15 protein-coding genes and 1 tRNA gene are annotated in these 17,633 nt (G+C 40.4%); 13 read left to right on the top strand and 3 right to left on the bottom strand.

Annotation, left to right across the window (positions count from 1 at the left end; translation table 11 throughout):
- Positions 1-5: 5 nt before the first annotated feature.
- On the top strand, positions 6-1,304 hold the full coding sequence (locus ACGE0T_RS15340) for an NCS2 family permease (protein WP_459187485.1): 1,299 nt from the start codon (positions 6-8) through the stop codon (positions 1,302-1,304).
- 5 nt (positions 1,305-1,309) lie between these two features.
- Here the strand turns inward: ACGE0T_RS15340 and ACGE0T_RS15345 are convergent, their stop codons facing one another.
- The gene (locus ACGE0T_RS15345) at positions 1,310-1,906 is read right to left on the bottom strand and encodes a MarC family protein (protein WP_459187486.1); all 597 of its coding nucleotides are present in this window, start codon (positions 1,904-1,906) and stop codon (positions 1,310-1,312) included.
- 199 nt (positions 1,907-2,105) lie between these two features.
- Positions 2,106-4,157, bottom strand: a complete 2,052-nt coding sequence (locus tag ACGE0T_RS15350; RefSeq protein ID WP_459187487.1) for a M13 family metallopeptidase — start codon at positions 4,155-4,157, stop codon at positions 2,106-2,108.
- A gap of 560 nt (positions 4,158-4,717) precedes the next feature.
- Here ACGE0T_RS15350 and ACGE0T_RS15355 point away from each other — a divergent pair.
- Positions 4,718-6,256: an alpha-N-arabinofuranosidase gene (locus ACGE0T_RS15355; RefSeq protein ID WP_459187488.1), complete on the top strand. Its 1,539-nt coding sequence runs from the start codon at positions 4,718-4,720 to the stop codon at positions 6,254-6,256.
- A 75-nt stretch (positions 6,257-6,331) separates the two neighbouring features.
- Positions 6,332-7,234, top strand: coding sequence for a glycosyltransferase family protein (locus ACGE0T_RS15360; RefSeq protein ID WP_459187489.1), 903 nt, complete (start codon positions 6,332-6,334; stop codon positions 7,232-7,234).
- Positions 7,235-7,350: 116 nt separating this feature from the next.
- On the opposite strand, the gene ACGE0T_RS15365 is transcribed toward ACGE0T_RS15360, so the two are convergent.
- On the bottom strand, positions 7,351-8,634 hold the full coding sequence (locus ACGE0T_RS15365; RefSeq protein WP_459187490.1) for a DcaP family trimeric outer membrane transporter: 1,284 nt from the start codon (positions 8,632-8,634) through the stop codon (positions 7,351-7,353).
- A gap of 128 nt (positions 8,635-8,762) precedes the next feature.
- On the opposite strand from ACGE0T_RS15365, the gene ACGE0T_RS15370 reads away from it, so the two are divergent.
- The 10 genes from ACGE0T_RS15370 to ACGE0T_RS15415 all read left to right on the top strand — a co-directional run bounded on the left by ACGE0T_RS15370 (position 8,763) and on the right by ACGE0T_RS15415 (position 17,629).
- The gene (locus ACGE0T_RS15370; protein WP_459187491.1) at positions 8,763-9,434 is read left to right on the top strand and encodes a peptidylprolyl isomerase; all 672 of its coding nucleotides are present in this window, start codon (positions 8,763-8,765) and stop codon (positions 9,432-9,434) included.
- Positions 9,435-9,445: 11 nt separating this feature from the next.
- Positions 9,446-10,210, top strand: coding sequence for a peptidylprolyl isomerase (locus tag ACGE0T_RS15375; RefSeq protein ID WP_459187492.1), 765 nt, complete (start codon positions 9,446-9,448; stop codon positions 10,208-10,210).
- A 7-nt stretch (positions 10,211-10,217) separates the two neighbouring features.
- Positions 10,218-11,552: an MATE family efflux transporter gene (locus tag ACGE0T_RS15380; protein WP_459187493.1), complete on the top strand. Its 1,335-nt coding sequence runs from the start codon at positions 10,218-10,220 to the stop codon at positions 11,550-11,552.
- Positions 11,553-11,555: 3 nt separating this feature from the next.
- A complete protein-coding gene (locus tag ACGE0T_RS15385) occupies positions 11,556-13,571 on the top strand; it encodes a fructose-1,6-bisphosphatase (RefSeq protein ID WP_459187494.1) in 2,016 nt (671 codons plus the stop codon).
- A 220-nt stretch (positions 13,572-13,791) separates the two neighbouring features.
- Positions 13,792-13,865 (top strand) — tRNA-Thr (locus ACGE0T_RS15390).
- Between the two features lie 117 nt (positions 13,866-13,982).
- On the top strand, positions 13,983-14,516 hold the full coding sequence (locus tag ACGE0T_RS15395; RefSeq protein ID WP_459187495.1) for a DUF4199 domain-containing protein: 534 nt from the start codon (positions 13,983-13,985) through the stop codon (positions 14,514-14,516).
- A gap of 16 nt (positions 14,517-14,532) precedes the next feature.
- On the top strand, positions 14,533-15,483 hold the full coding sequence (locus tag ACGE0T_RS15400) for a glycosyltransferase family 2 protein (protein WP_459187496.1): 951 nt from the start codon (positions 14,533-14,535) through the stop codon (positions 15,481-15,483).
- Positions 15,480-16,004, top strand: a complete 525-nt coding sequence (locus tag ACGE0T_RS15405) for a nitroreductase family protein (protein ID WP_459187497.1) — start codon at positions 15,480-15,482, stop codon at positions 16,002-16,004. The genes ACGE0T_RS15400 and ACGE0T_RS15405 overlap by 4 nt, the downstream gene beginning before the upstream one ends.
- Before the next feature lie 5 nt (positions 16,005-16,009).
- Positions 16,010-16,576 (top strand): manganese efflux pump MntP, encoded by a 567-nt coding sequence (locus ACGE0T_RS15410; protein ID WP_459187498.1) that lies wholly within the window; start codon positions 16,010-16,012, stop codon positions 16,574-16,576.
- Between the two features lie 36 nt (positions 16,577-16,612).
- A complete protein-coding gene (locus ACGE0T_RS15415) occupies positions 16,613-17,629 on the top strand; it encodes an FAD:protein FMN transferase (protein ID WP_459187499.1) in 1,017 nt (338 codons plus the stop codon).
- The last annotated feature ends 4 nt before the right edge of the window (positions 17,630-17,633 follow it).

Here is a 17,633-nt window from a genome sequence, read left to right on the forward strand (position 1 = left end):
AAAACATGATACAAAAACTGTTAGGATTCAATAAACAAACAATGAATTACCGTACGGAAGTAATAGCCGGGGTTACTACTTTCCTTACGATGAGTTATATACTTGCTGTAAATCCTACTATCCTCTCTATGACAGGAATGGATAAAGGGGCAGTGTTTACGGCTACAGCATTAGCTTCTGCAATAGCCACTCTCCTGCTTGCTTTTATGGCAAAATTACCATTCGCACAAGCTCCAAGCATGGCATTGAATGCTTTTTTCGCGTTTACTTTAGTACAAGGCATGGGCTATTCATGGCAAACCGCTATGGCTGCCATGTTTGTAGAAGGGGTAATTTTTATACTGATAACCTTTTTAAATATCCGCGAAATCATATTGGAAAGTATTCCACAAAATCTACGTTATGCCACCTCTGCAGGAATCGGCATGTTCATCGCTTTCGTGGGATTGAAGCAAGCAGGCATCATTGAAGACCACCCGGCAACTCTCGTAACACTCGGAGACTTTGACCCGGATTCCGTACTTGCCATGATCGGCATCATCCTTAGTGGCATACTTGTAATAAAGAAAGTGAAAGGCGCTTTATTCTACAGCATCCTGATCTGTACGCTTATCGGCATTCCGATTGGTGTTACTCAAATACCGGAAAGTTTTGTTCCTGTATCTGTTCCGCACTCCATAGCTCCGACATTTATGCAATTCGACTTCTCGGAGTTTTTCACATTTGATATGGCAATCCTGATATTTACCTTATTATTTATCAATATTTTTGATACGCTGGGTACTTTAGTAGGATTAGCACTCAAAACGGATATTATTGATGAAAAAGGAAATATTCCCCGTGTGAAAGAAGCCATGATGTCTGATGCTATCGGAACAACTGTCGGGGCGATGTTGGGTAGTTCCACAATTACTACTTATGTGGAAAGTGCTTCCGGGGTTGCGGAGGGAGGACGTTCGGGATTTACATCTATGATCACGGGATTATTATTCATCCTGGCGTTGTTTTTCTCTCCGATATTCCTTTTAATACCGGCAGCAGCAACATCCGGCGCATTAGTTCTGGTAGGAGTCTTTATGTTGGACTCTATCTCCAAAATAGATTTGGAAGATATTTCTGAGGCGCTTCCCGCCTTCATTACAATTATCATGATGTTGCTGACCTACTCGATTGCGGACGGTCTGGTTTTAGGATTGCTTTCTTTTGTCCTTATCAAATTATGTACAGGAAAGCGGCATGAGATCAACTTGACAATGTATATACTTGCCGTATTGTTCATCATAAAATACATATTCATACAGTAGCACTTCTATTTGCCTAATTGTTCCAACAACGATGTGATATTGACGGTAAACAACCTGACGGAAATGGCAAGGAGGATAATACCGAAAAATTTACGTATAATGTAAATGCCTCCTTTGCCAAGCACTTTTTCTATCTTGCCGGTCATACGGACAACGATATAAACCCAAAGCATATTCAATACCAATGCAATAATTATATTCACACTGGCATACTCCGCTCTCAAAGAAAGTAAGGTTGTAAATGAACCCGCTCCGGCAAGTAAAGGAAAAACAAGCGGAACAAGAGTCGCTTCTTTTATAGGGCCTGTATTTTTGAAGATTTCAATATCAAGAATCATTTCCAGGGCAAGCAGGAAAATAATAAGTGCACCAGCTACAGCAAACGATTCAATATCGACATGAAACAGTTTTAGCAATACGTCTCCGGCAACAAAGAAACCAAGCAAGAGCAAAAAAGAAATAATGGTGGCTTTCAAAGCATTCACACCCTTCCCTTGCCTTTTCAAATTAATAATAATGGGGATGGAACCTATTATATCAATCACGGCAAACAGTACGATAAATGCACTGGTAATCTGTTTAAAACTTAGCTCTGAAAACATAAAGATTTTATTTTTTAGTTATGACATTTCCCATTTATCCGTCTATAGCTATCCCAGCAATACTGACATGTGGTATAAATTGCCATAAATATAAAAAAATTATCCGAAAGATTGTTCAAAAAAATAGACAGTTGATAATTGCCTACAACCAATTATCAACTGTCTATTATCATTTGGTACTTGTAGTGACCGGATTAAATCACCATATTACCACCCGGTCTGCCGGCAGCATATACATCGGATCACCTTCCTGTATATTAAATGCCGTGTAAAAAGCATCAATATTACGAAGTGCTGCATTCACACGCCACTTACCCAAAGAGTGCGGATCAATTTTCGTCAAACGGAGAATTTCTTCCGGACGGACATTCTGCCCCCATAAAGTAGCATATCCGAGATAAAAACGCTGTTCATTTGTAAATCCTTGTATCGGAGCAGGTACTTCCTTGCCTTGTAAACTATTCAGATAAGCCAAATGGGCAACCATCAAGCCTCCCTGGTCAGCTATATTCTCACCAAGGGTATAACGGCCGTTTGCATGTACACTGTCTACTACAATTATATTATCATATTGCTGAACCAAGCGGTTTGCACGCTGTTCAAACAAGGCTGCATCTTCTTCTGTCCACCAATCTCTCAGATTACCATCTTTGTCATAATTACGTCCCTGATCATCGAATCCATGTGTCATTTCATGACCGATTACCACACCGATAGCCCCATAATTCACAGCATCGTCTGCTTCCGGGTTAAAGAACGGCGGTTGCAGAATTGCAGCAGGAAAACAGATTTCGTTGGTTGTCGGATTGTAATAGGCATTTACTGTCTGCGGACTCATTCCCCAACGTGCCTTATCTACAGGTTTACCTACCTGACTCAATCGATATTCCGAATCAAATATATTTGCACGACGTACATTATCCCAATAGGAATCATTCTTGATATCCAACGTACTGTAATCACGCCATGTATCCGGATAACCGATTTTAACAATAAAAGCAGAAAGTTTTTCCTGCGCTTTCGCCTTAGTGGCATCGCTCATCCATTCCAATCCTGCAATACGGTCGCCCAATGCTTTTTGTAAATCGGCTACCATCTTCAACATTTTATCTTTAGATGATGCCGGGAAGTATTTCTCCACATAAAATTGACCGACTGCTTCCGACAAAGCTTCATTTACAGTTGCCAGCGAACGTTTCCAACGAGGTTGTTGTTCCTGTTTTCCGGACATCGTCTTACCATAGAAATCAAAATTAGCAGAGACAAACGCATCACTCAGGTAAAGTGCTGCAGCAGACAACAGATTAAAAGAGAGGTAATATTTTTGTTCATCAAGAGTCGTTCCTTCCAACATGCGCGCCACTCCTTCATAAAAAGGAAGCTGCTTGGCATCCAGATATTCGATTTCCATCAAACCCATGCTTTCAAAATATACGTCCCAATTCAACAAACTATTATTTACCTTGAAATCGCGAACCGTAATCTTATTATAATTTTTCTGTGAATCACGCAGGTCTTCACGACTGAAAGAAGCCGCAGCAATACCTTTTTCTATCTTCATCACAGCATTCACTGCAGCTTCAGCCTGCTCTGGAGAACAACCGGTCAGAGTGAAAAGGCGGGTAATATATCCCCGGTATGCCTGACGCATTTGCTTGGAGGCATCATCTTGCAACAGATAATAATCGCGGTCTCCCATACCCAGTCCTGCCTGGTATAGCTGCACAATATTCATGGAGCTGTTTTTTTCGTCAGCATCCACAAACAAAGCAAAGAATGGAGCCATTCCCTCTTTATGAAGGGTAGCTACCATTTTAGATAATTCTTCCTTAGTGGCCAGTTCTCTAATATCATTCAGTTGTTCCTTTATCGGATTAAAGCCCTCCGCATTCAGTTTTTCACTATCCAATCCGATAGTATACAGCATACTGATTTTTTGTGCATTACTTCCATCTTCCGGAGAAGTGGTACCCAACTCTTCAACAAGTGTACGAATTTGTTGAAGGTTATTATCCCGCAATTGGTCAAATGTTCCGAAACGGGCATATTCCGGTTTCAGCGGATTATTTTTCATCCAGCCTCCACAAGCATACTGGTAAAAATCGGTTCCGGGAGCAATTGTTGTATCCAGGTTAGCTAAATTGATAGCATCATTCATTTTTTCAGTAGTATCCTTCGCAGGACCACTACCACAACCGGTCATTGCAACCATCCCGATAGCAACAAGAGGGATTACTTTTAACTTCTTCATTCTTGTAAAACGTTTTAAATATGGTGGCAAAGGTACAAAAATACCTTGCACATGATTCTTTGTTTGTATTAAGAACAGCAAATCCCCCCTTGTGTATTTCTAATTTATATATTTTTACACACAGAAATTATCCATAGGTTTAAATACATTCATAACTATGATTTTTCAAAATGATAGTTATGATTTCGGAAAACCATAGTTATGGATAAATAATCCGGGACTATCCGATAGAGACATATTTCATAAAAATTTAATACAAACAGGTTCTGAAAAGCAATCACCACCTTTTATTCCTTTCTGATTTGCTTTTTGCCAACCGCATCTTTATCTCTAAAAGCTGAAAATCCAGATAAACAAAATATAGAAATCAATTTATCTGAGCGTTATCAGACATTGGAAGGTTGGGGCAGTTCGCTTTGCTGGTGGGCAGGGCGAGTAGGCAAAAGGAATAAGCGTAATTTGAACAATAAATTATTCATACAAACGATTGATATTATAAAAATATACGTATTTTTGACACGAAAACATCACACAAACGTATAACTTTCAAATCACCCGGCATGAAAACATTATTAGTTAGCCTTTTCGCGGCATCAGCCTTTTCATTATGTGCACAAAAAGATGCAAGTATCCGCATCTATCCGCAACAAGGTACACAGCAAATCAGTAAACATATCTACGGACATTTTGCAGAACATTTAGGTACATGTATCTATGGAGGACTTTGGGTTGGACCTGATTCCGACATTCCCAATACACAAGGATACCGCAAAGATGTATTGAACGCATTGAAACAACTGAACATTCCCAATTTACGCTGGCCGGGAGGTTGTTTTGCTGATGAATACCACTGGATGGACGGCATAGGACCAAAAGAACAACGTCCGAAAATGGTAAACAACAACTGGGGAGGAACTATAGAAGACAATAGTTTCGGCACACATGAATTTTTGAATCTTTGCGAATTGCTGGGTTGTGAACCCTATGTCAGTGCCAATGTCGGTAGCGGTACGGTTGAAGAAATGGCTAAATGGGTAGAGTATATGACATCGGAAGGCGACAGTCCGATGACACGTTTGCGCCGCCAAAACGGAAGAGATAGAGCTTGGAAAGTAAAATTTATTGGGGTTGGGAATGAAAGTTGGGGCTGCGGAGGAAGCATGCGCCCGGAATTTTATGCTGACCAATATCGCCGCTATGCCACCTATTGCCGTAATTATGATGGAAACCGTCTGTTTAAAATAGCCAGTGGAGCCAGTGATTATGATTATAACTGGACAGAAATCCTGATGAAAAACGTTGGAACACGTATGGACGGGCTTTCCCTACATTATTATACGGTTGCCGGCTGGAATGGCAGTAAAGGCTCCGCTACAAATTTCAATACGGATGATTATTACTGGACAATGGGCAAATGTCTTGAAATAGAAGATGTCATCAAAAAACATATCCGGATTATGGATAAATATGACCCCCATAAACAGATTGCTTTAATGGTAGACGAATGGGGAACCTGGTGGGATGAAGAACCCGGTACAATCAATGGACATTTATACCAGCAAAATACAATGCGTGATGCGTTCGTTGCCGCTCTCACATTGAACCTATTCCATAAATATACAGATCGTATCAAAATGACCAATATCGCACAGATTGTAAATGTCCTTCAGTCTATGATTCTGACAAACGGTCCTAAAATGATGCTCACCCCCACTTACTATGTATTTGAAATGTATAAAGTACATCAAGACGCCACTTATCTTCCTATGGATTTGATATGTGATAAAGTTACAGTACGTGACAACCGCGAAGTTCCAATGGTAAGCGCATCTGCATCAAAAGATAGAAACGGACTTATCCATATATCACTGGCAAATGTAGATACGGATAACGAACAGATTATTACCATTGACTTACAAAACCTGAAAATATCCAAAGCGAATGGACGTATCCTGACTTCCCCTTCCATTAACGACCATAACACGTTTGAGAAGCCAGACTTTGTAAAGCCTGCATCTTTCAATGGCATACTGATAAATAGAGGTCAGATGAAAGTAACTTTGCCCGCTAAATCAATTGTCGTTCTGGAAGTAAAATAAATTAAAAATTATTTTCTACTTTTGCCCACAACTAAAAGAAAAACACTATAACGCATTACATAAAAATAAAAGATTATGAAACCTACATTATTTGTATTAGCTGCCGGAATGGGTAGCCGTTACGGAGGATTAAAACAATTGGACGGTCTGGGTCCTAATGGTGAAACTATCATGGACTACTCTATTTTTGATGCTATCCGTGGTGGATTCGGAAAATTGGTTTTCGTTATCCGTAAAACATTCGAACAGGATTTCCGCGAAAAAATCATATCCAAATATGAAAATCATATTCCGGTTGAAGTCGTTTTTCAGGATCTAAACGACCTGCCTGCCGGTTTCACATGCCCGGAAGGACGTGAAAAACCTTGGGGTACGAACCATGCTGTCCTGATGGGGAAAACGGCTATCAACGAACCGTTTGCCGTTATTAATGCTGACGATTTCTACGGTCGCGACAGTTTTGCAGTTTTAGGTAAGGCCCTGTCTGAAATGGCTGGCAAGAAAAATGATTATTGCATGATAGGTTACCGTGTAGGTAATACCTTGAGTGAAAGCGGTTCCGTGGCACGTGGTGTTTGCGAAACAAATGCAGGAGGTTTCCTGACAGGTGTGGTTGAGCGTACTGCTATCGAAAAAATAGACGGTGAAATCCAATTTAAAGATGAAAACGGAAACAAAGTGGTTTTGGAAGAAAAGACTCCGGTTTCTATGAATATGTGGGGCTTCACTCCCGACTATTTCGAATACTCCGAAAAATACTTTATCGACTTCCTGAAAGAAAACATCGATAAGCCGAAAAGTGAATTTTTCATCCCGCTGGTTGTAAACGAACTGATTACAAAAGGTATTGCAACAGTAAAAGTATTGGATACCACCTCTAAATGGTTCGGTGTAACTTATGCTGCCGACCGCCAAGGGGTTGTAGACAAAATCCAGGCTTTGGTTGATGCCGGAGAATATCCCAATAAACTGTTTTAAACTGAAACCATTATATAAATGACGCTGATTCTGCATAAATTAATAGAATCAGCGTCATTTACATTTAAATATATCTGCTTTTGTTTTTCTTTTTATAAATACAAAAGTTGTTTTTATCAAAAGCTATACTGGACAGCTACATTCAATCGGTTGGCATGGCGGGTTTGGTCATTGAAATCAGTACGCCAGCCACGTAAATATTCAGCGCCTACCTGTAAATCGGGAGTTACATTCCAGAAAAGGTTGGCAACAAAATATTGACCGTAACGGTATTGTTCGGAAGGTGATTCCGGAAAATCATTTTCACTATACAAACGAGATTGACTATAAGTTGTAGAAAGAAATACTTTCGGACAGATATTATATCTCAAACCGGCATACCATCCCATCATAGGAAGAACCTGCATTGTTCCTCTTTTAGCTGGATCCGGTACAATATCAACATCCAGATTGCTCAAATCATTCAGGAACTGACCGATACCTCTTCCATAAGTAGCCTGTCCGAAGAATTGGAATTGCTTTCCGATATTGAAGGTGGTAGCCACAAAAGTTCCCCACCCCACTTTCGAATTTAGCGTTTGAGCATACAAATCATCATAGGTCATACTACGTATCACACCTGCCACGCGTACATGGCTGTTCTGATTCCAACTATACTGCACATATGCAGGAAAATTAGGCATACGTTGTCTGGCTATATTTACGTTTGCATTCGTAATACCATCCACAACAGGCATTTCAACGCCGATACCGGCTTTCCAGTTTTTTGCAAATGAGCGTTCGTAGCGGAACTGGGTAGCACGATAAAAAACCTGCCCATTCGGACCGGCGAAATCGATTGTAGGAGGAAGTGCAGCAGCATCCATAAACAAGCCGTAATCATATCCGATTGTGAAACCTAAGAATGAGGCATAAGCATTTTGTAATTCAAAAGTCTTACCATCGCCACGGAAATTACCGGCTGTGTACACGACTAAATCACCCAGATTCTTAGTACGTCCGATCAATTTCAGGAAAATCGTACTGGTAGAAGCGTCTATCTGGAATTGATTCCTGTCGCGAGTCTGACCTTTGTTAGGGATAAGTGAAGGATAAAAATCCACATCGTCGGAAATGCCGCCAAAATCATATTCGGCCGTTGCTTTTACATATCCGCCGATACCCAGTGCAAAACGACCTTTCCTGTCGGTCAGGATAAACCGGGGAACCCCAGGGTCATGAAAACGCGGGCTCTGCGTCTCTTTCATAATACGGATAATTTCATCACCCGCCTTGTCTCGTGTTACCAACATCACAGTATTAGGCTCGTTGTCTTCAACTACAACTTTCTGAGCCTGGGAATGAGTAATAAAAATTCCCATTCCGAGCAGCAGGGCTGCGCTTCTCAATAATGTTTTCATAAATGCGTTTTTTGTTTAGATGAATTACCAATTTGAACAGATGCAGGCAGAAAAGGTTGTGTTAAATGATTGCTTTAACGAGTAAAGTCACTATTTTTGTTGCCATAATACAAAAAATCAAGATGAAGATGAAAAAGCTGTTTGCTGTATGTTTTGTAGCTCTCCTGGGGCTTATATCCTTTCATTTGCAAGCGCAGGAAGTTGAAACGCAGGTTTTGATTGATACCGATATGGGTAAAATCAAAGTGAAATTGTTTAATGATACTCCCCTACACCGTGATAATTTCATTAAAAATGTGAAAGAACATCGATATGATGGTTTACTATTCCACCGCGTCATCAAGCAATTTATGATACAGGCTGGAGATATAAATTCCAAAGATGCCCCAATAGAACAACATTTAGGGGACGGAGACCCGGATTATACAATCCCTGCCGAAATTGTTTTTCCAAAATATTTCCACAAACGCGGAATGCTTTGTGCTGCCCGTGTAGGTGATGATGAAAACCCGGAACGAGCATCCTCTGCAACTCAATTCTATATAGTAACCGGCAAGTTCTTTACAGAAATGGAATTGGATAAGATGGAAAAAGAACAAGGTATTACTTTTACACCCGAACAACGGCAGGCTTATATGTTGGAAGGTGGTACCCCTCATCTGGATGATAAATACACCATTTTCGGAGAAGTGGTGAAAGGCATAAAGGTGGTAGACAAGATTCAGTTTACTGAAACAAATGCTGACGACCGCCCGACAAAAAATATCAAAATCAAGACAATGACGATTGTCACCAAATAAACAAAACAAAAATGAGTACCCAAACAACAGAGACACAAGTGGTAATGGATACCACACTTGGTAAAATCAAAATCAAATTATACAACGAAACACCTCGGCACCGTGATAATTTCCTTAAGCTGGTAAAAGAAGGACAATACAATGGATTATTGTTCCATCGCGTTATTAAAGAATTTATGGTACAGGGAGGGGATGTTACTTCCAAAGATGCTCCGATGAACAAACAATTGGGAGCCGGTGATTTAGGATATACAGTTCCAGCAGAATTTGTTTATCCCAAATACTTCCATAAAAAAGGAGCTTTATGTGCTGCACGTACCGGCGACGAAGTAAATCCGGAAAAGGCATCTTCGGCTTCTCAATTTTATATTGTTACAGGTAAGGTTTATAAAGAAAACGAACTGAAACAAATGGAAATGCAACTGGAAAACCGCCTGAAACAATCCATATTTGCCCGCCTGCAAACGGAGAACAAACCTAAAATCATGGAATTATACCGTAGCGGAGATAAAGCCGAACTGGCAATCCTACGGGACACTCTGATTGGTAAAACCGAATTGGAAGCAGAAAAACGGAAAGACGAAGCCAAACTGACACCGGAACAGCGCGAAGCATATACTACCGTTGGCGGCGTTCCTTTCCTGGATAACCAATATACCGTTTACGGAGAAGTGACAGAGGGCATGGACGTGGTTGACGCCATCCAGAAGGTTAAAACGAACAAACAAGACCGCCCGGCAGAAAATATCGTTATTAATTCCATTGAGATTATTTGAAATTATAATGCGGTTCTCTACTTATAAAGAGCATTATAAAGAAACAATACGCCTGGGGGTCCCGATTATGTTGGGACAACTGGGCATTATTATTGTTGGATTTGCCGACAACATCATGGTAGGGCACCATAGTACGGACGAACTGGCCGCAGCTTCGTTTGTAAATAATTTCTTCAATCTGGCCTTTATCTTCGGGATGGGTTTTTCGTATGGACTTACTCCTATTATCGGAGGATTATTTGCAAACAAGGAATATACCAAAGCCGGGGAGACGTTAAAGAACAGCCTGTTTATAAACTTTATTATCGGCGTTCTTATCAGTGTCTGCATGTTGATCCTACTACTCAACATCGACTTGTTGAAACAACCGGAAGAGTTGAAACCATATATCATTCCATACTATGTATTACAACTTTTTTCCGTTATCTTTGCTATGCTGTTTAATTCGTTTAAACAATTCAGCGACGGTACTACAGATACGGTCACACCGATGTGGATTACGTTAGGTGCAAATATATTGAACATTATCGGGAATTATTTCCTTATATACGGAAAATACGGAGCTCCGGAATTAGGATTGACAGGTGCAGGTATTTCAACACTGGCAAGCCGTATTTTGACATTGGTTGCATTTTGCATACTTTTTGCCCGCTGTTCCCGCTATAAAGAATACCTGAAAGGTTTCAAAAACGGAATTGTCAACCGGATGAATCTATCCAATCTTGTACGGATGGGGCTTCCCGTGGGATTCCAGATGGGAGTTGAAACCGGTTCTTTCAGCCTGAGCGTGATTATGATGGGATGGATAGGCAGCATCGCTCTGGCTGCTCATCAGGTATTGGGAGTAATTACAACACTGGGATTCATGGTATATTATGGAATTGCTGCAGCTGTTACAATACGTGTAAGTACCTTTAAAGGCTGGAATGATTTTCTGAATATACGACGTGCTTCTTTTGCCGGATTACATTTGATTATGGGGGTGGCTATAATAGTCGTTTTACTGATTACCCTATTCCGCCATAGCATGGGATATTTAATCACTCCGGAAAAAGAAGTCGTGGAAATGGTGGCGCTACTTGCCTGGTCGGTCATACTTTACCAGTTCGGCGATGGTTTGCAGATTCTGTTTGCCAACGCGCTACGAGGTATTTCCGATGTAAAATACATGGCATATATGGCGTTTGCCTGTCATTTCGGATTAGCTTTACCTATAGGCTATTTTTGCGGCTTCCTATTAGACTGGGGCCCGATAGGAATCTGGTGCGGTTTCCCCATTAGTCTTACCACTTTAGGGATATTACTATGGAGACGTTTTAATATATTGACTTTAAACAATTAGTATATGACAAAAGATATTACTACCGAGCAAGTACTCGGCGATATACGTTACCTGAATCTTCTGGCACGCAGTTTTCCGAATGTAGCGGATGCCAGTACTGAAATTATAAATCTGGAAGCCATCCTGAATCTCCCGAAGGGTACGGAACATTTCCTTTCAGATATTCATGGTGAACATCAGGCATTCAATCATGTACTAAAAAACGCATCCGGTGCAATCAAGCGAAAAGTAAACGAAATATTCAGCAATACATTGCGTGATTATGAGAAAAAAGAGCTTTGTACCCTGATTTATTACCCGGAACAAAAATTAGAACTTATCAGTATCCACGAGGAAGATTTGGAGGACTGGTACCTTATCACGTTGAATCAACTGGTACGTGTATGCCGAAATGTCTCTTCCAAATATACCCGTTCCAAAGTCCGTAAAGCACTACCCAAAGAGTTTTCCTATATCATACAGGAGCTTTTGCATGAATCATCGGATGAACCAAATAAATCCGCTTATGTAGACCAGATTATCAATACTATCATATCTACAGGTCGTGCCAACGATTTCATCATAGCCATGTGTAATCTTATACAACGGTTGACAATCGACATCTTACATGTCATCGGCGACATATACGACCGCGGGCCGGGAGCACATATTATTATGGATACGCTTTGCAACTATCATAATTTCGATATCCAATGGGGTAACCATGACATACTCTGGATGGGAGCAGCTTCCGGGAATTTAGGTAGTATTGCAAATGTATTGCGTATGTGCATGCGCTACGGGAACCTGGCTACGCTTGAAGATGGATATGGAATCAACCTACTCCCGCTTGCGACATTTGCAATGGAAGTATATGGTGACGACCCTTGCGAACTGTTTATCCCCCGGACAAATGCTTCAGATGTTACATTCGACGAAAAAACAGCTCAGTTGATTGCACGCATGCACAAAGCCATTACAATTATCCAGTTCAAACTGGAGGGTGATATTATCCGCCGTCGACCTGAATTTCAGATGGATGACCGATTGTTGCTCCATCTGATTGATTTGAAACACGGTACAATTCATATCAACGGAAAAGAATATGAATTAAAAGACAAGAACTGGCCTACCATCAACGCCAAAGACCCTTACGCCCTGTCTATCGAAGAAGAAGATTTGATACTCCGTATTAAACATTCATTCGAATGTAGTGAGAAACTTAAAACGCATATGCGTTGTCTCTTTACTCATGGTGGCATGTACCAGGTATGCAACTCCAACTTGTTATTTCATGCCTCTGTTCCCATGAATCCGGACGGTTCATTGAAAGAAGTCATGATAAACGGAGAAAAATATAAAGGGAAAGCACTGCTTGATAAGGTAGACCAATTGGTCCGCACGGCATATTTTGATGCAGACGACAGCCCGGAAAAAGACTTTGCCATGGACTATATCTGGTATCTCTGGGAAGGAAAAGATTCACCTTTATTCGATAAAAGTAAGATGGCGACATTCGAACGTTGTTTTATCAACGATAAGGAAGTACGGATAGAAGAAAAAGGCGCCTATTATTCCTTACGTGAAGAAGAGGAAGTTTGCGACCGGCTACTGGACGAATTCGGCGTAACCGGGCCTCACAGGCATATTATAAACGGACATGTCCCGGTCCGGTCCATACAAGGAGAGAATCCAATAAAAGCAAACGGAAAACTTTTGGTTATCGATGGAGGATTCTCCAAAGCATATCATCCCGAGACCGGTATAGCCGGATATACATTGGTTTATCACTCGCGGGGCTTCCAATTGGTACAACACGAACCGTTTCTGTCCACAGACCAGGCAATAAAGGAAGGACGCGACATCCGTTCCACAACAATTGTGGTTGAACTCAGTTCCCACAGGCAAATGGTAAAAGACACGGACAAAGGTGCCGATCTGCAAAAGCAGATACACGATTTGGAAAAATTATTGTACGCATACCGTAATGGTTTTATCAAGGAAAAGGAAAGAAGCCGGAGGTATACAAGATTCGAATAAATCCATATATATTTTTTAACTAATACAAAAATCAAAGACATACAAAGGGTTAGCAAGAAATTAAGCCACTTCCCACAAAAAGTACTTGCTTCATAAAAAATAATATCTACCTTTGCAGCCGGGTAAGTCCTACACGGCATGCTCCCTCGGAATCCCCCAGGGCTTGACCGCAGCAAGGGTACTTGGTTGTAGCGGCGCGATGTAGTAAGCTTACCCACCTGCCTCTTTAGCTCAGTTGGCCAGAGCACGTGATTTGTAATCTCGGGGTCGTTGGTTCGAATCCGACAAGAGGCTCAAAAAAATAATTCAGTTTAAAAAGAGGAAGTTCATTCATAAAACTTCCTCTTTTTTTATATTGTATATTCTACAAAAAGATTAATTTTGTGATGAGAACAATAAAACAGCATTATTATGGAAGAGAATAAAAGTTTACTTCTTAAAAGCGCAATGTCATATGGTCTTGCCATGGGCATATACTGGGTAATTAAATATTTATTCCTGATTTTTGGATATTCCATGCCCGGCTTGGGATATATATATATTATCATGTCTGTTGCTGTTCCGTTCATAGCCTATTATATGACCAAACGTTATAGGGATGAAATTGGTGGTTCCATCAGCTTTTTCCATGCATGGCGTTTCGGCACCATGTTATATTTCTTTGCAGCCCTGATTGTTGCTCTGGAACATTTCATATTCTTTCAGTTTATCGCTCCGAAGGATTTTCTATCCAATATGGTAAACCAGATTGTTGTTTCACTACAAAACATGCAGGTAGATGCCAATGCGGTTGAAGCCATCAGCAAAATGAATTTCACCCCTATCCATATGGCCATTCAAGGAATATTCAACAATATATTCTACGGCATCATATTATCCATACCGGTAGCAGCTATTATATGCCGCAAAAGTTCATCCGGAATGGTTGGTGAAAAAAGTAAGTAAAAAAGGAAACAGTTAAATGGATATATCAGTAGTTATTCCTCTGTATAACGAAGCTGAGTCTCTTCCGGAATTACAAGACTGGATAGAGCGGGTAATGAAGAAACATGGTTTTAGTTATGAAATCATATTTATAAACGATGGAAGTACCGATAATTCCTGGGAAGTAATCGAAGAGTTAAAAAAGAAATCCCCACAAATAAGAGGCATCAAATTTCGTCGTAATTATGGAAAATCCCCCGGGCTGAATTGTGGTTTCCAGCGTGCCCAGGGAGATGTAGTCATTACAATGGATGCTGATTTACAAGATAGCCCGGATGAAATACCGGAGCTATACAGAATGATAAAAGAAGATGGCTATGACTTGGTTTCCGGATGGAAAAAGAAAAGATATGATCCACTATCCAAAACAATCCCGACAAAGTTATTCAATGCAACAGCACGCCAATTCTCCGGCATTCATAATTTGCATGATTTTAATTGCGGATTAAAAGCTTATAAAAATGTTGTTGTAAAGAATATTGAAATATATAATGACATGCACCGTTGGATTCCTTATCTGGCCAAAATGGCAGGATTCAGCAAAATCGGAGAAAAGGTCGTACACCACCAAGCCCGTAAATACGGTACGACTAAATTTGGTTGGAACCGTTTCGTGAACGGCTATCTGGATTTAATCACTTTGTGGTTTACCTCTAAATTCGGGAAAAAGCCCATGCACTTTTTCGGCCTTTGGGGGAGTGTTATGTTCGTTATCGGCTTTATTGCCTTATTAATCGTATTGGGAGCAAAATTGGTTTCCATCTGTACCGGAGATTTGCGTCCGTTGGTTACAAAATCTCCTTTCTTTTATATCTCACTGACTGCCATGATTATGGGAACTCAGATGTTTTTGGCAGGATTTATCGGAGAGTTGATTTCCAGAGACTCTCCCAACCGGAATAATTATAAAATAGAAACTGAAATATGAGTTTGTTAGAGCTCGCACGTAAACGCTGTTCTATTCGCAAGTATGCTACCACCCCCATTGAAGATAACAAGTTGTCTTATCTTCTTGAAGCGGCAAGATTAGCACCTTCGGCTGTCAATTTCCAACCATGGTATTTTGTTGTCATCCGTAAGGAAGAAGGCAGAAAAAAGATACAGGAATGTTATCCCAGAGAATGGTTCTGTAGTGCTCCGGTTTATATTTTGATTTGCAGTGACCATAACCAATCATGGAAACGATCGTCTGATAATAAGGATCATGCAGATATAGACATATCCATTGCAACTGAACATATTTGTCTGGCTGCAGCCGAACAAGGATTAGGCACCTGCTGGGTCTGCAATTTTGACACAGTATTATGCCGGGAATATTTTAATTTGCCGGCACACATAGAACCGGCAGTTATACTGACAATTGGATATCCCGAATCTGCCGACTTATTTGACCTGACACCTAAAAAGCGAAAAACCATCGAAGATATTATAATAGAAGAAACATTTTAATTAGCATGTCATTTATAGAAATTGTGTTACTGGCAGTAGGTTTATCCATGGATAGCCTGGCTGTATCCGTAACGGGGGGAGCGATTATACACAACTGTAAACTGCGTCATATCATAAAAATAGGGGCTGTAATGGGGATCTTTCAGGCTGGAATGACATTGGGAGGTTATCTGGCAGGTCTTAGTTTTAAAAAGTATATTACAGCTTTCGACCATTGGATCGCATTTATTCTTTTACTTTATCTGGGGGGTAAAATGATTTATGAAAGTACCCAGGAAAAAGATGAAGACAACCAAAGCAATCCTTTATGTAACAGAACATTATGCGGATTGGGCATTGCAACCAGCATCGATGCATTGGCTATAGGCATTTCTTTAGCCTGCCTGGAATCCAGCATTGCTTTGGAAGCCTTGACTATAGGTGTGGTAACATTTCTTATATCAGCTTTCGGCGTTTATTTCGGACATAAGTTCGGACGAAAAATCAATCTGAAACTCGACCTGATAGGCGGTTTAATCTTAATTGGCATCGGATGTAAAATACTCATTGAACATACATTCTTTAATGCCTAGAATTCATATATTTGCATACCTAAAATATAAGAAAACATGTATAAGAAATTCTATCTGTTAGCAGCAGCCGGAGTGCTCCTGTTTACCGGCTGTAAAAATCAAAAGCAGTATTTTGAAGAAAGTGGATCCGTCTTTCATACGCTATACCATATAAAATACGAATCCGATAAAGCACTGACAGAAAAAATAGATAACGAACTACAAAAATTCAATCTCTCATTAAACCCCTTCAATCCAAATTCAACAATAGCCAAGGTTAATAGAAACGAGCCTGTCGAAGTGGATGAGTGGTTCAAAGAAGTTTTCAATAAATCAATGGAAGTATCCAAAAATTCTGATGGGGTTTTCGATATAACATGTGCGCCTCTGGTTAATTTATGGGGATTTGGATTCAGCAAAAAAGACAGCATAACTCCGGAGATGATAGATAGCCTGAAAACATTCGTTGGCTATCAGAAAGTTCGCTTAGAAGGTAATAAAGTTATAAAAGACGATCCTCGCCTATTACTAAACTGCTCTGCTATAGCGAAAGGATACTCCTCTGATATCATTGCACGCCTGCTTGAACGCGAGGGTGTTGAAAATTACATGGTAGAGATTGGTGGAGAAGTGACAATGAAAGGGGTTAATCCGAAAGGCGAATGCTGGCGTATCGGTATTAATAAGCCGGAAGATGACTCGACAGGAATAAGAAATGAAATTGAAGAAGTAGTCCAGTTGTGCAAAAAAGGAGGTGTTGCCACTTCCGGAAACTACCGGAATTATTATGTAAAAGATGGAAAAAAATATGCACACACAATCGATCCACGTACGGGTTATCCTGCCGAACAAAGTATTTTAAGTGCAACAATTGTAGCCAATGACTGTATGACTGCCGATGCTTATGCCACTGCTTTTATGGCAATGGGTCTTGACAAAGCACGCCAAATGGCTGAGAAGCTGCCCGAAATTGAATATTATGTTATTTATGCAGACGAGAACGGCAAGCATCAGATAGAATATTCCAAAGGAATGATCCAATATTTACCACAAAGACTGAGCCTTAATCCTTAACGGA

It is taken from the genome of Parabacteroides sp. APC149_11_2_Y6 (assembly GCF_054506995.1).